The organism is Micromonospora sp. Llam0 (assembly GCF_003751085.1).
Classification (GTDB): domain Bacteria; phylum Actinomycetota; class Actinomycetes; order Mycobacteriales; family Micromonosporaceae; genus Micromonospora_E.
Map to the genome: position 1 here is coordinate 1,154,757 of NZ_RJJY01000001.1, position 13,903 is coordinate 1,168,659.

Annotated in this window: 11 protein-coding genes; 10 read left to right on the forward strand and 1 reads right to left on the reverse strand. The window is 73.0% G+C overall.

Going from position 1 to position 13,903, the window contains the following annotated elements:
• Window position 1 precedes the first annotated feature (1 nt).
• The 10 genes from EDC02_RS05235 to EDC02_RS05280 all read left to right on the forward strand — a co-directional run bounded on the left by EDC02_RS05235 (window position 2) and on the right by EDC02_RS05280 (window position 12,993).
• The gene (locus tag EDC02_RS05235) at window positions 2-2,182 is read left to right on the forward strand and encodes an ABC transporter ATP-binding protein (RefSeq protein WP_233605750.1); all 2,181 of its coding nucleotides are present in this window, start codon (window positions 2-4) and stop codon (window positions 2,180-2,182) included.
• Between the two features lie 9 nt (window positions 2,183-2,191).
• Window positions 2,192-4,261 (forward strand): hydantoinase/oxoprolinase family protein, encoded by a 2,070-nt coding sequence (locus EDC02_RS05240; RefSeq protein ID WP_123600974.1) that lies wholly within the window; start codon window positions 2,192-2,194, stop codon window positions 4,259-4,261.
• The gene (locus EDC02_RS05245; RefSeq protein WP_123600975.1) at window positions 4,258-5,952 is read left to right on the forward strand and encodes a hydantoinase B/oxoprolinase family protein; all 1,695 of its coding nucleotides are present in this window, start codon (window positions 4,258-4,260) and stop codon (window positions 5,950-5,952) included. The genes EDC02_RS05240 and EDC02_RS05245 overlap by 4 nt, the downstream gene beginning before the upstream one ends.
• Window positions 5,945-7,684: a hydantoinase B/oxoprolinase family protein gene (locus EDC02_RS05250; protein ID WP_123600976.1), complete on the forward strand. Its 1,740-nt coding sequence runs from the start codon at window positions 5,945-5,947 to the stop codon at window positions 7,682-7,684. The genes EDC02_RS05245 and EDC02_RS05250 overlap by 8 nt, the downstream gene beginning before the upstream one ends.
• On the forward strand, window positions 7,681-8,949 hold the full coding sequence (locus tag EDC02_RS05255; protein WP_123600977.1) for an amidohydrolase family protein: 1,269 nt from the start codon (window positions 7,681-7,683) through the stop codon (window positions 8,947-8,949). Before EDC02_RS05250 ends, EDC02_RS05255 begins: the two co-directional genes overlap by 4 nt.
• Window positions 8,950-9,014: 65 nt before the next feature.
• The gene (locus tag EDC02_RS05260; RefSeq protein WP_233605751.1) at window positions 9,015-9,458 is read left to right on the forward strand and encodes a DUF4440 domain-containing protein; all 444 of its coding nucleotides are present in this window, start codon (window positions 9,015-9,017) and stop codon (window positions 9,456-9,458) included.
• Window positions 9,455-10,453, forward strand: coding sequence for an NADPH:quinone oxidoreductase family protein (locus EDC02_RS05265; protein WP_123600978.1), 999 nt, complete (start codon window positions 9,455-9,457; stop codon window positions 10,451-10,453). Before EDC02_RS05260 ends, EDC02_RS05265 begins: the two co-directional genes overlap by 4 nt.
• Window positions 10,453-10,809, forward strand: coding sequence for a TIGR04076 family protein (locus tag EDC02_RS05270; RefSeq protein ID WP_123600979.1), 357 nt, complete (start codon window positions 10,453-10,455; stop codon window positions 10,807-10,809). The genes EDC02_RS05265 and EDC02_RS05270 overlap by 1 nt, the downstream gene beginning before the upstream one ends.
• A 16-nt stretch (window positions 10,810-10,825) precedes the next feature.
• The gene (locus tag EDC02_RS05275) at window positions 10,826-11,836 is read left to right on the forward strand and encodes an LLM class flavin-dependent oxidoreductase (protein WP_123600980.1); all 1,011 of its coding nucleotides are present in this window, start codon (window positions 10,826-10,828) and stop codon (window positions 11,834-11,836) included.
• A complete protein-coding gene (locus EDC02_RS05280; RefSeq protein WP_123600981.1) occupies window positions 11,833-12,993 on the forward strand; it encodes an alpha/beta hydrolase in 1,161 nt (386 codons plus the stop codon). The genes EDC02_RS05275 and EDC02_RS05280 overlap by 4 nt, the downstream gene beginning before the upstream one ends.
• 88 nt (window positions 12,994-13,081) lie before the next feature.
• Here the strand turns inward: EDC02_RS05280 and EDC02_RS05285 are convergent, their stop codons facing one another.
• Window positions 13,082-13,699 carry a helix-turn-helix domain-containing protein gene (locus EDC02_RS05285; RefSeq protein ID WP_233605752.1) on the reverse strand — a complete coding sequence of 206 codons (618 nt, stop codon included), beginning with the start codon at window positions 13,697-13,699 and terminating at the stop codon, window positions 13,082-13,084.
• Window positions 13,700-13,903: the final 204 nt, after the last annotated feature.

Below are 13,903 nucleotides of genomic sequence, written 5' to 3' on the forward strand. Positions count from 1 at the left end.
GATGGACCCGACTACGATCACCCGGGACCTGCTCGCCATCGAGAACCTGTCGGTGCTGATCCGCCGACCCGGTCGGCAGGTCGCCGCGCTCAGCGGGGTCAGCCTGCACGTCGACCGGGGCGAGGTGGTCGGCCTGGTCGGTGAGAGCGGCGGCGGCAAGTCGATGGTGGCCCGCTCGATCGTCGGCCTGCTGCCCGGTGGCGCGCAGGCCACCGGCCGGGTCCGCTTCCACGGCGGCGACGCCACCGGCGACTCCGCCGACGGGCGGGATGCCGGTGCCGACGGTGGCGGCGACACCGGCGCCCCGGTCGACGTGCTGCGGCTCGGCCCGGAGCAGCTGCGCCGCCACCGCGGCCACGGCGCGGCGATCTGCTTCCAGAACCCGCGCGGCGCGCTCAGCCCCACCCGTACCGTCGGTCGACAGTTGACCGACCGGCTCACCACCCATCAGGGCATGACCCGGCAGCAGGCCCGCGAGACGGCCCGGGAGCTGTTCGCGGCGGTCGGCATCCGCAGCCCGCAGCGGCGGCTCGACGCGTACCCGCACGAACTGTCCGGCGGGATGGCGCAGCGGGTGATGATCTCGCTGGCCACCGGCTGCGCGCCCGGCCTGCTGATCGCCGACGAACCCACCACCGGCCTGGACGTCACCCTGGCCCGGGAGATCCTGCGGCAGTTCCGCCAGGCCGCCGACACCGACCGGCGCGGGGTGCTGCTCATCTCGCACGACCTGGCCTCGATCGCCGAGGTCTGCGACCGGGTGGTGGTGCTCTACGCCGGCACCGTCGTGGAGAGCGGCCCGGCGGCGCAGGTGCTGCGCGCCCCGGCCCACCCGTACACCCGGGCGCTGCTCGCCTCGGTGCCCGACGTGGACGGCCGCCCGGTGCGGGCCACCGCCGGCGGGATGCCGCTGCTGACCGCCCCGCCCGACGACTGCCCGTTCGTCTCCCGGTGCGCGCACGCCACCGACCGCTGCGCCGCGCAGCGTCCGCCGACCGGCGCCGTGCCGGCAGCCGCGTCGGACCGCGCCGCCGGCCGTACGACCGCGTCGGATCCGGCCGCTGGCGGTACGGCCGGTTGGACGCTGGCCTGCTTCCACCCGCAGACCGGGCCGTTGGTCACCGACCCGGCCGTCGTCGCACCGTCGACTGGTACCGGGTCGACCGGCACCGCGACGAGGGTCGCCCCCGACCCGGTCGGCGCAACCGAGCGGACGGTGCTGCGCATCGACGACGCGCACGTGGTCTACCGCAGCCGGTTCGGTCGCGGCGGGCACCACGCGTTGCGCGGCGTCGACCTGACCGTCGCCGCCGGCGAAACGCTCGGCGTGGTCGGAGAGAGCGGCTGCGGCAAGTCGACCCTGGCCAAGCTGATCCTCGGGCTGGTCGAGCCGGCCAGCGGCACCGTGGAGATCGGCGGCGCCCGGATGGCCGAGCTGCGCGGCCGGGCGCTGCGCACCCTGCGGACCCGCGCCCAGATGGTGTTCCAGGATCCGTTCGGCGCGCTCAGCCCGCGCCGCACCGTCGCCGACGCCATCGCCGAACCGCTGCGCGCGCTCGGCGTACCGGCCCAGCAGCGGGCCGAACGGGTCGGTGCCGCGCTGGACCGGATGGAGCTGGACCGGTCGATCCTCGGCCGCCGCCCGCACGAACTCTCCGGCGGGCAGGCGCAGCGGGTCGGCATCGCCCGCGCCCTGGTCGGCGACCCCGACCTGATCGTCTTCGACGAGCCGACGTCGGCGCTGGACGTCACCGTGCAGGCGCAGATCCTGGAAGTGATCCGCGACGTCGCCGCCGACCGGGACCGGGGCAGTGTGTTCATCTCCCACGACCTGGCCACGGTACGCGGCTTCGCCGACCGGGTCATCGTGCTCTATTTGGGCCGGATCGTGGAGGAAGGGCCGGTCGACGAGGTCTTCACCAGCCCGGCGCACCCGTACACCCGGGCGTTGCTGTCCAGCGCGCCGAGCCTCGGCGCCGGGTTCGGCGGCGGCCGGGTCGAGCTGCTCAAGGACCTCGACGAGTCGGACGCCGCCGCCGGTTGCCCGCTCGCCGCCCGCTGCCCGTTCGTCACCGGCCGGTGCCGCACCGAACAGCAGCAACTGCGGCCGTACGGGCGCAGCCGGGCGGCCTGCTGGCGGGCCCCGGAGATCCCCGACCTGCTGACCGAATCCGAAAGGTGACCTGAGACGATGCCCGCACCGCACATCCGGCTCGCCGTCGACATCGGCGGCACCTTCGTCGACGCGATGGAGCTGGACACCCGCACCAACCAGGTCCGGTTCCGCAAGGCGTCGACCACCCCGGCCCGCCCCTGGGAGGGCGTGCTGGACGCGGTGACCGCGCTCGGCACCGACCTGTCCCAGGTGGAGCTGTTCATCCACGGCACCACGCTCGGGCTCAACGCCGTGCTGGAGCGTCGGGGCGGGGCCACCGGCATCATCACCAACGAGGGTTTCCGGGACGTCTTCCTGCTCGGCCGGGGCAACGTGCCCGCCGACCACATGTACGACTTCCAGTACGAGCGGCCGGAGAGCCTGGTCAAGCGGCGGTACACCGCCGGGGTGACCGGCCGGCTCGACTACCAGGGTCGGGTGGTGACCGAACTCGACCCGGACAGTGTCCGGGCCGCCGCCCGCACCCTGGTCGAGGAGCACGGGGTCGGGTCGATCGCGGTCTGCTTCCTGCACTCGTTCATCGACCCCAGCCACGAACGCGCCGCCGCAGCGCTCATCCGCGAGGCGTACCCGCAGGTCAGCGTCTCGGTGTCGACGGACATCGTGCGCGAGCACCGCGAGTACGAGCGGACCAGCACCACCGTGCTGGAGGCGTACATCCGGCCGATCTTCGAACGCTACGTCGACGAACTGGAGTCCGGGCTGGCCGACCGGGGCTTCGCCGGCCGGTTCCTGATCATGCGCTCCGGCGGCGGCTCGATGACCTCGACGACGGCCAAGAAGTCGCCGACGCACACCGTGCTGTCCGGCCCGGCCGGCGGCATCGTCGGCGCCGCCTACCTGGCCGGCGCGCTGGGCCGGGACAACCTGCTCACCTTCGACATCGGCGGGACGTCGCTGGACGCCTGCGTGATCGAGGCCGGCAGCCCGGTCGCCGCGTACGAGGCGCAGCTGGAGCACTTCCCGCTGCTGATCCCGACCTACGACATCCGCACCATCGGCGCCGGCGGCGGCTCCATCGCCTGGCTGGACCGGGGGCTGCTGAAGGTGGGACCGCAGAGCGCCGGCGCCGACCCGGGGCCGGTCTGCTACGGCCGGGGCGGGCAGCGGCCGACCGTCACCGACGCCTCGGTGGTGCTCGGCTACGTCGACCCAGACCGGTTCCTCGCCGGCACCATGGGTCTGCAGGCCAAGGCGGCGCGGGCGGCGCTCGACGAGCAGATCGCCACCCCGCTGGGGCTGAGCCCGACCGCCGCCGCAGCCGGCGTCTACGACGTGCTGCTGGCCCGTACCGTCGGCGCGGTCCGGCAGATCACCGTGGAACGCGGCCACGACCCCCGGGTGTTCTCACTGCTCGCGTTCGGCGGCGCCGGGCCGCTGCTGGCCCCGCTGCTGGCCCGCGAGATGGGCATCCGAGAGGTGGTGGTGCCGTTCGCCCCGTCCGGCTTCTCCGCCTGGGGGATGCTGTCGGCCGACATCGTCGACGACTTCTCCCGTACCGTGCTGGCCACCCTGGACGCCGACGCGCCGGAGGGCAGCGTCGACCTGGCCGCGCTGGAGGCGATGTTCGGCGAGGTCGAGGCCGAGGCGGTCGGCTCCCTGGTGGAGCAGGGCGTCGACGCCGGCTCGGCGGTGCTGGAACGCCAGCTGGAACTGCGCTACCTCGGGCAGGAACACACCCTGATCGTCACCGTCGGCGCCGAGCTGGACCGCGACGCGATCCGGGACGCGTTCGAGCAACTGCACCGCACCCGGTACGGGCACGCGATGAGCAACCGACTGCAGATCCTCAACCTGCGGGTACGCGGCATCGGCCGGACCACCCGCCCGGAGCTGGTCCGCCCGCCGGCCGGCGACGGTGACCCGACGCGGGCGCTGCTCGGCCACCGCGACGCGTTCGACTTCGGCACCCGCGAGGTGGCGTCGTTCGCCGTCTACGACCGGGCGAAGCTGACACCGGGGGACCGGTTCGCCGGCCCGGCCCTGGTCGACGAGGGCACCTCCACCACGGTGGTGCCCAGCGGCCAGTACGTCGAGGTCGACCCGCACGGCTACCTGCTGGTGACCCTGGAGGAGGCGAAGTGACCACGCTGGACGGAGCCACCGCCGAGGTGGTGCGCAGCTACCTGATCTCGGCCGCCGAGGAGATGCGGGCCACGTTGATCCGCACCTCGTTCAACCCGGTGATCTACGAGGTGCACGACTTCGGCATGTCGATGTACGACGCCGACCTGCGGCTGATCGCCGAGGCGACCGGGTTGACGTTCTTCCTCGGCGCCAACGACTTCTCGCTCGCCAAGGGGGTCGCCTACGTCGGCCGGGAGAATCTGCACCGCGGCGACATCGTGCTGCTGAACTACCCGTACTGGAACGCCGCGCACGCCTCGGACGCCACCCTGTTCGCCCCGGTGTTCATGCCGGACCCGGCCGACGCCGATCCGGACGCCGACGGCGACCTGGTCGGGTTTCTCTGCGTGCGGGCGCACTGGATGGACCTGGGTGCCAAGGACCCGGGGTACGTGCTCGACTCCACCGACATGCACCAGGAAGGGCTGATCTTCCCGGGTACGAAGGTGGTGTCCCGGGGCGAGCCGGTGCACGAGATCCACGAGCTGATCCGCTTCAACTCGCGGATGCCCGCCGAGGTGCTCGGCGACCTGCACGCCCAGATCGCCGCGCTGCGTACCGGTGAGCGGCGGTTCCTGGAGATCCTGGCGAAGTTCGGCCGGCCCACGGTGGCCGCCGCCGTCGAGGCGATCATCGCCGACGGCGAGGCCCGCAGCCGGGCCGCCCTCGCCGCCCTGCCGCAGGGCTCGTGGACCGCCACCGACTGGGTCGACGACGACGGCATCACCGAGGACCCGGTGAAGATGCAGGTCACCGTCACCATCGCGGACGGCACCTTCACCGTCGACTTCGCCGGCTCGTCACCGGCGGTGCCCGGCCCGATCAACATGCCGTACGGGGCGACCGAGGCGATCTGCAAGGTCATCCTGAAATCGTTGACCTCGCCCGACCAGCCGTCGAACGCCGGCACCATCGCGCCGCTGCAAGTCAGGGCCGAGCCGGGCACCCTGTTCCACGCCGTCTACCCGCAGCCGACGTTCACCTTGTGGACCGGCATCGTCGCCGTCGAGCTGATCCTCAAGGCACTCGCCCAGGGCATGCCGGACCGGTTGCCGGCCTCGTCCGGCGGCGACGTGCCCGGGTTCATGATGGTCGGCATCCATCCGGACACCGGGCAGCTCTTCGCGGTCAGCAACAACGACCCGGTGGGCTGGGGCGGCACCCGGGAGCACGACGGGATGAACGCCGCCACCCACGTCTCCGGCAGCACCGGCCGGATGACCCCCATCGAAGTTCTGGAAGCCCGGACCGGGATGTTCTTCGAACGGTTCGAGATGCGCACCGACTCCGGCGGCGCCGGCCGGCACCGGGGCGGCGTGGGGCTGCGGCGCGACATCCGGTTCGTCACCCCGGGTGAGTTCCTGTCGGTGATCAAGAAGACGAAGTCGGCGCCGTGGGCGCTCGACGGTGGCGCGCAGCCGGACCCGAACCAGGTGATCGTGCACCCGGGCACCGACCGGGAACGGCGGGTCAGCACGAAACGGACACCGGTGGTGCCCGGTGACCGGGTCACCCTGCTCACCGCCGGTGGCGGCGGGCACGGCGACCCGCGTCGGCGCGACCCGGCGGCGGTACGCGAAGACGTCGCCGAAGGCTACGTGTCGCCGGCCGCCGCCCGCGAGGTGTACGGGGTCGACGTCGATGACTGACAATGCCACTGTGGATGGCGCGGCGACCGAGGTGGTGCGCAGCTACCTGGTGGCCGCCGCCGAGGAGATGCGCTCCGCGCTGGTGCGCACCGCGTTCAACCCGGTCATCTACGAGGTGTACGACTTCGGCATCTCCATCTACGACGCCGGGCTGCGGCTGGTCGCCGAGTCGACCGGGCTGAGTCGGTTCCTCGGTGCCAACGACTACTCGATCCGCAAGGGCGTCGAGTACGTCGGCCGGGAGAACCTGCACCCCGGTGACATCGTGCTGCTCAACTACCCGTACTGGAACGCGGCGCACGCCTACGACGCCACCCTGTTCGCCCCGGTCTTCCTGCCAGAAAGTTCCGGTGGGGACGGCACGCTCGTCGGGTTCCTGTGCGTGCGGGCGCACTGGATGGACCTGGGGGCCAAGGACCCGGGCTACGTGCTCGACTCCACCGACATGCACCAGGAAGGCGTCATCTTCCCCGGCACCAAGGTGTTCCGCCGGGGCGAACCGGCGCCCGAGATCATCGAGTTGATCCGCTTCAACTCGCGGATGCCGGAACTGGTCATCGGCGACCTGCACGCCCAGGTCGCGGCGCTGCGCACCGGTGAGCGCCGGCTGATCGAGCTGGTCGAACGGTTCGGCCTGGCCACCGTGACCACGGTCGTCGACACCGCGATCGCCGCCGCCCAGGAGTCCACCGCCGACGCGCTCGCCGCGCTGCCGCAGGGCTGCTGGACCGCCGTCGACTGGCTCGACGACGACGGCATCACCGACGAGCCGATCAAGATGCAGGTCACCGTCACCATCGCCGACGGCACCTGCACGGTGGACTTCACCGGGTCGTCACCCGCCGTCGCCGGTCCGGTGAACCTGCCGTACGGGTCGACCATCGCCACCGCCCGGGTCGCGTTCAAGGCGCTCACCACGCCGACCGAGCAGACCAACGCCGGGCACTTCACCGCGCTGCGGGTGGTCGCCGAGCCGGGCAGCCTGTTCCACGCCGTCTACCCGGCCGCCACCTTCACCCAGTGGACCGGCACGGTGGCGATGGAGCTGATCTACCGGGCGTTGGCCCAGGGCATGCCGGACCGGCTTGCCGCCTCGTCCGGTGGCGACGTACCCGGGTTCATGATGGTCGGCACCCACCCCGACACCGGGCAGCTGTACGCGGTCAGCAACAACGACCCGGTCGGCTGGGGCGCCTCGCCCGACCACGACGGCATCGGCCCGGCCAACCACCTGTGCCAGACCCAGGCCCGCAACACCCCGGTCGAGGTGCTCGAGGCCCGCACCGGGATGTTCTTCGAACGGCTGGAGATCCGCACCGACTCCGGCGGCGCCGGCCGGCACCGGGGCGGACCCGGACTGCGCCGCGACATCCGGTTCGCCACCGCCGGCGAATTCCTGTCCGTGGTGAAGAAGACCAGATCGGCGCCGTGGGCGTTGGACGGTGGCGGGCAGCCGGACCCGATCCAGGTGATCGTCCACCCCGGCACCGACCGGGAACAGCGGGTCAGCACCAAACGCACGCCGGTCGCACCCGGTGACCGGGTCACCCTGCTCACCGCCGGTGGCGGCGGGCACGGATACCCGCGCCGACGCGACCCCGAGGCGGTACGCGAAGACGTCGCCGAAGGCTACGTGTCACCGGACGCCGCCCGCGACGTCTACGGCGTACCCGTCCCCGCACCCGCAGAGAGGCCCGCGATGACCACCTCCGCTGACCGGACGCCGACATGAGCGCAGCCACCCGCCCCGGGCCGGTCGACACCGTCCTGACCAACTGCACCGTCGTCGACGCCCGCATTCTTGACGGCGTTGGCCCGGTCACCGACGCCGCCGTCTGGGTACGCGGCGACCGGATCGCCGCCGTCGGCCCGGCCACCGAGGTGACCGCCGCCGCCCGCGCCGAGGCCGACGTCACCGAGGTCGACCTCGGCGGGGCGTACCTGACGCCCGGGCTGACCAACATGCACACCCACCTGTCGCTGTCGCTGCCCGGTGCCGGCGGGCAGAGCGTCAAGGACATGACTTCGCACGAGCTGGCCCTCTACATGGCCGACGGGGCCCGGCGCACCCTGCTCTGCGGGGTGACCACGGTCCGCTGCGTCGCCGAGAAGGACCACGCCGACTTCGCGCTGCGCCGGGCGATCACCGCCGGCCGGGTCACCGGGCCACGGATCTTCACCGCCGGCCGGGCGCTGGTCTGCACCGGCGGGCACGGCCACGAGAGCACCGACACCCTGGAATGCGACGGGGCCGACGGGTTCCGGCGCGGCGTGCGCAGCCAGATCAGGGCCGGCGCCGACCTGATCAAGGTGATGATCTCCGGCGGGATCGCCGGCGAGCACGAGTCGATCCACACCCGGCAGCTGTTCCCGGACGAGATGGCCGCCGTCATCGACACCGCGCACGCCTGGGGCCGCAAGGTCACCGCGCACGCCGGCCCGGCACCGGTCATCGGCGAAGCCGTCGAGCTGGGCCTGGACTGTGTCGAGCACGGCTACCAGCTCACCGAGGAGGTGGCCGCCCGGATGGCACGGCGCGGCACCGCGCTGGTGCCGACCCTGCTGGTCACCCGGTGCAAGGAGTTCTTCGACGAACTCGGCGTACCGCAGTGGATGCAGTGCCGGTCGCTCGGTGCCGGACCCCGGCACCTGGAGAGCTACGCGATGGCCCTGGCCGCCGGGGTGGAGGTGCTGCTCGGCAGCGACATGCCGCCGTTCTGGCAGTTCGAGGGCACCAACGCCTCGGTGCGGGAGCTGGAGTACCTGTCGGAGAGCGGCATCGGCCCGGCCCGCGCCCTGTACGCCGGCACCCTCGGCCCGGTCCGCTGGCTCGGTGCCGAGGCCGACCTCGGCACCGTCGAGACCGGCAAGTACGCCGACCTGGTGGCGATGGACGCCGACCCGGTCGCCGACACGTCCGCGTTTCGGGGCGTGCGCTGGGTGATGTCCGGCGGCCGGGTGGTCCGCGACGATCGCACCGGCTGGACCGCCTGGTGAACGCGGTGCCCGTCCACCGTCCAGACGCCGCACCACGCCGGCCGGAAACTGACTGGAGGATCAGCATGTCCGAGCAGGAGACCGCCGAGATCGCGGCCGCGATCGGCGACATGTACGACGCGTTCCTCGCCGGCGACCGGGTCCGCTTCGACCGGCACCTGCACGCCGACGTGACCACCTGGGAGACCCACCTGCCCGGCCCGCTGCGCACCCGCGACCAGCTGGACGCCTACCGGTCCCAGCGCGACGCCGCCGGGGCCCGGCCGGTACTGGACCGGCTGGCCCCCGAGGACCTGCGGATCGACGTGTGGGGCGACGCTGCGGTGGCCCGCTACGTGCTGGTCGCGGTGCCAGCCGGCGGCGGGCCGGCCGAACACAGCCGGGTCACCGACGTACTGCGCCGCACCGGCGACGGCTGGCGGATCGTGCACCACCACTCCGAACTGGTCCGCCACCCGGCGGGACCGGCCCGCGAAGCGGCCCTCGAACCGGCCGGCGGCCCGGCATGAGACGCCTCATCGCCACCGGGTACGGCGAACCCGACCAGGTGCTCACCGTCGCCGACCTGCCCGACGACCCACCACCCGGCCCCGGCCAGATCCGGATCGCCATCGCCACCGTCGGGCTGAACTTCCTCGACGTGATGCTCTGCCGGGGCAGCTACCCGGTCCGCCCGGCGCCGCCGTTCACCCCCGGCGTCGAACTGGCCGGCCGGGTGGTGGCCACCGGCACCGGCGCCGAAGCGCTCGCCGACGCCGACGTGGTGGCCTGCCCGGCGTTGCCGCACGGCGCGCTCGGCGAGACCGTCACCATCGACGCGGCGCTCGCCGTACCGCGTCCGGCGGGCATCGACCCGGTCGTCGCCGCCGCCGTCCCGGTCACCTACCAGACCGCCTGGTTCGCGCTGGAGCGGGCCGCGGTCCGGCCCGGTGAGACGGTGCTGGTGCACGCCGGAGCCGGCGGCGTCGGCATCGCCGCCACCCAGCTGGCCGCCGCCCGGGGCGCCCGGGTGATCTGCACCGCCGGCGGGCCGGCGAAGACCGCGCTGTGCCGCGACAACGGCGCCGACGTCGCCATCGACTACCTGGTCGGCGACTTCGTCGAGGCGGTACGCGACGCCACCGGCGGCGCCGGCGTGGACGTGATCGTCGACCCGGTCGGCGGGGACGTGTTCACCCGGTCGCTGGACTGCCTGGCGTTCGAGGGCCGGCTCGTCGCGGTCGGTGCGGCCGGAGGCGACCCGCCGCCGGTGGACCCGATGCGGCTGATCGCCGGCAACCACACTCTGATCGGGCTCTCCTGGGGCTCGGCGTACCCGTGGACCCGGCCGGACGCGGTCGCCCAGGCGTACCAGCGGATCTTCGACCTGATCACGGCCGGCACGGTCCGGCCCCCGGTGAACCGGGTCGTCGACCTGGCCGGCACCCCGGCCGCGCTCGCCGACCTGGCCGACCGGCGCACCACCGGAAAGATCATCGTCCGGATCGACCCGAGGGAGCAGTGATGAGCGACCAGAGCACCGGTGCCGCCAGCGAAGGTGTCGCCGGCGGCGACATGGAGGTTTACGACCTGCGGGTCAGCGTGGACCGGATCACCGGCCGGTCGGTGTGCGGGATGGCCGTCGGCGACCACTTCGACCTGACCGACAGCGCGCATCTGAAGATCCCGGAGGGGAAGCACTTCTGTGTGTACGCGCTCGCCTCGGTGCTGCCGTTCCTGGCCGCCAAGCAGCGCGACATGCCGCCGGGGGACTGGCTGGAACGCGACACCCTGTTCGCCTGCCCGGACCCGGAGGAGGGCCTGGTCATGCGGGTCGAACGGACCTGCAAGCGGCGGATGAACTCGGCCGACCTGACCTGAATCATCGGAGGTTCGCGTGGCTGTGGAAATTGGACTCGGACTGCAGAGCGACAAACGCGCCGGCGACTACGCCCGGCTGGCCCGCGCCGCCGAGGCGTACGGCTTCGACGTGCTGAGCGTCTTCGGTGACCTGATGTACCAGCCGCCGATCTTCCCACTGCTGGAGATGGCCGCCGCCACTGATCGGGTCCGGCTCGGCACCGCCTGCCTCAACCCGTACTCGATGGCGCCGTACGAGATCGCCGGCCAGCTCGCCGCGCTCGACCTGGCCTCGCACGGGCGGGCCTACCTGGGGCTGGCCCGCGGCACCTGGCTCGGCGCGGTCGGCATCGAGCAGCCGCGCCCGCTGACCGTGCTCGCCGAGGCCGCCGAGGTGATCCGTCGGCTGCTGCGCGGCGACCGGTCCGGATTCGACGGCAAGGTGTTCCGGCTGGCCCCGGACACCGCCCTGCGGTACGCGGTGCACCGTCCGGATCCGCCGCTGCTGCTCGGCGCGTGGGGGCCACGCGGTGCCGCGCTCGCCGGCCGGATCGCCGACGAGATCAAGGTCGGCGGCAGCGCCAACCCGGACATGGTGCCGGTGATCCGCGACCGGCTGCGTCCCGGCGCCGACGCCGCCGGCCGCTCCGTCGACGACGTCGGCATCGTGTTCGGCGCGGTGACCGTGGTGGACACCGACGGCGACGCGGCGCGGGCGAAGGCCCGCACCGAAGTGGCGATGTACCTGGCGGTGGTCGCCGACCTGGACCCGACCGTGACCGTGCCGGACGAGTTGCTGGCACAGGTCAAGTCGCTGGTGGCGGCCGGCCGCGACGTCGACGCCGGCCGGCTGGTGCCCGACGACCTGCTGGACCGGTTCGCCTTCTCCGGCACCCCGGAGCAGGTGGCCGCCCAGGCACAGGGGCTGATCGACGCCGGGGTGCGCCGGGTCGAGTTCGGCACCCCGCACGGGCTCACCGACGATCGTGGCGTGGAGCTGCTCGGCAGCGCGGTGCTGCCGCTGCTACGTAGGGAGGCTTCCCGATGACAGTCGACGGTGTACTCGTCGTCGCCGGCCCGGGGCTGGCCGTCGACCCGGAGCTGCTGCGTGGCCTGGTCGTCGCCGAAGCGGCCGGGCTCGGCGTGGTCGGTGACTTCGTGGTCGCCGCCGACGCCGACGAGATCCGCGGCCTGCTCGACGGTGTCGGCAGCGTCGGCGGGCGCGCGGTGGTGCTGCTGCCCGGCCCGGACCCGGCGGTACGGGCACTGCTGACCGCCGACGGCCGCTGGGCGGGACGCACCGTCCACTACGACCCGCAGGTGACCGACCCGCAGCCGACCGGTCCTGGCTCGGTCCATCTGTCCGGTCGGGGAGTGTGGGGGCTGGCCTGGGCGATCCGGCACGCCGTGCACCGGCTGCGCCGCCCGGCGCTGCGGATCGCGTACGGCCCGGACCCGGAACAATGGGGCGAGCTGCGGCTACCGGCCGATCCGCCTGATGTGTCCGCCGGGCCGTTGCCGGTGGCGGTGCTGCTGCACGGTGGCTTCTGGCGGTCGATCTGGGCGGCGGACCTGATGGACGCGCTCGCCGTCGACCTGGCCGATCGGGGCTACGCGGCGTGGAACCTGGAGTACCGCCGGCCGGACCGGCATGGCTGGCCGGCGACCACCGCCGACGTGGCGACCGGGCTGGCGGTGCTGGCCAACCTGCCGGAGCTGACCGGCGGCGCGGTGCCGGACGGTCTGCTCGACCTGGACCGGGTCGCGGTGTTCGGCCACTCGGCCGGCGGGCAGTTGGCGGTGCGGCTGGCCGCCGACGGCGGCCCGGTGCCGGTGGCGTTGGCGGTCTCCCTGGCCGGGGTGCTGGACCTGGCGGAAGGGGACCGGCGGCAGGTCGGCACCGGTGCGGTCGCCGCCGCGCTCGGCGGTGGCCACGACATCGTGCCGCAGGTGTACGCCGCCTCGGATCCGATGGCCCGGCTGCCGATCGGGGTGCCACAGCTGATCGTCCAGGGTGCCGGTGACGACCTGGACCTGATCGACTTCAACCGCCGGTACGTAGCGGCGGCGCGGGCCGCCGGGGAGGACCCGGGCTGGCTGGAGCAGCCGGGTGACCACTTCTCGGTGATCGACCCGGCTGCACCGATCTGGCAGGCGACGATGACGCAGGTGGACCGGATCCTGGACCGGGTCCCGGGCCGGTGACGGGCCGGTGACGGGCCGGACCCGGTCAGCTGACCCGAAATTATGACGTGTCAGTGAACATGTTGCCCACTAGTGGGCAACATGGCGGTCAGAACAGCCGCGGGGTGACCACCGACACCACGGTGGTCACCTGGTCGGTGTCGTTGTACAGCCGGTGTGGGGTGCTGGACCGCAGGTGCAGGCTGTCGCCCGGGTAGAGCCGGTGCTCCACCCCGTCGACCTCGTACAGCAACTCGCCGCTGACCACGTAGGCGAACTCCTCACCGAAGTGCCCGTACGCCTCCTCGCGGCGCCCGCCCGGCGCGATGTGCACCAGCATCGGCTCCAGCACCAGGTTGGGGCCGCGGTCGGAGAGCATCCGGTAGGTCTGCTGGCCGGAGACGTACTCGGTGGCACCGTTGTCGGCCCGGGTGAGGGTGAAGTGCACCGGCAGGCTGCCCTGCGGGTCCTCGGCGGTTTCGGTCGGCTCCGCGCTGAAGAACTCGGCGACCGGCCGGTCCAGGGCGGCGGCGACGCTGTTGAGCGCGGTCAGCCCGATCGACGAGACACCCCGCTCGACCTGGGACAGGAACCCGATCGACAGGTTGGCGCGGCTGGCCAGACCGCGCAGGGTCAGCCCCTGCTCCTTGCGGAACTGGCGCATCCGGGCGCCGACCAGATCCTGGCGTGCGTCGCCGTCGGCGACGACGCGATCAGACCTGCGCACCGGACCTCCCGAGACCCCCCGCGCGGACCGCCCGCCGGGCCGCGCCGATTCTTGTTCGATGGTATCGAACTAACTGCCCCAACCGGAACCCCGACCGGACCTCGTGGAGGAGGGCTACGGGGTCGTAGCGCTGAGTAGTTGTTCGTTGTGCTCACTGTTCGTTACCCGTTGGCGTCGAACGGGTACGCCGTGTCCGCTTTGTGG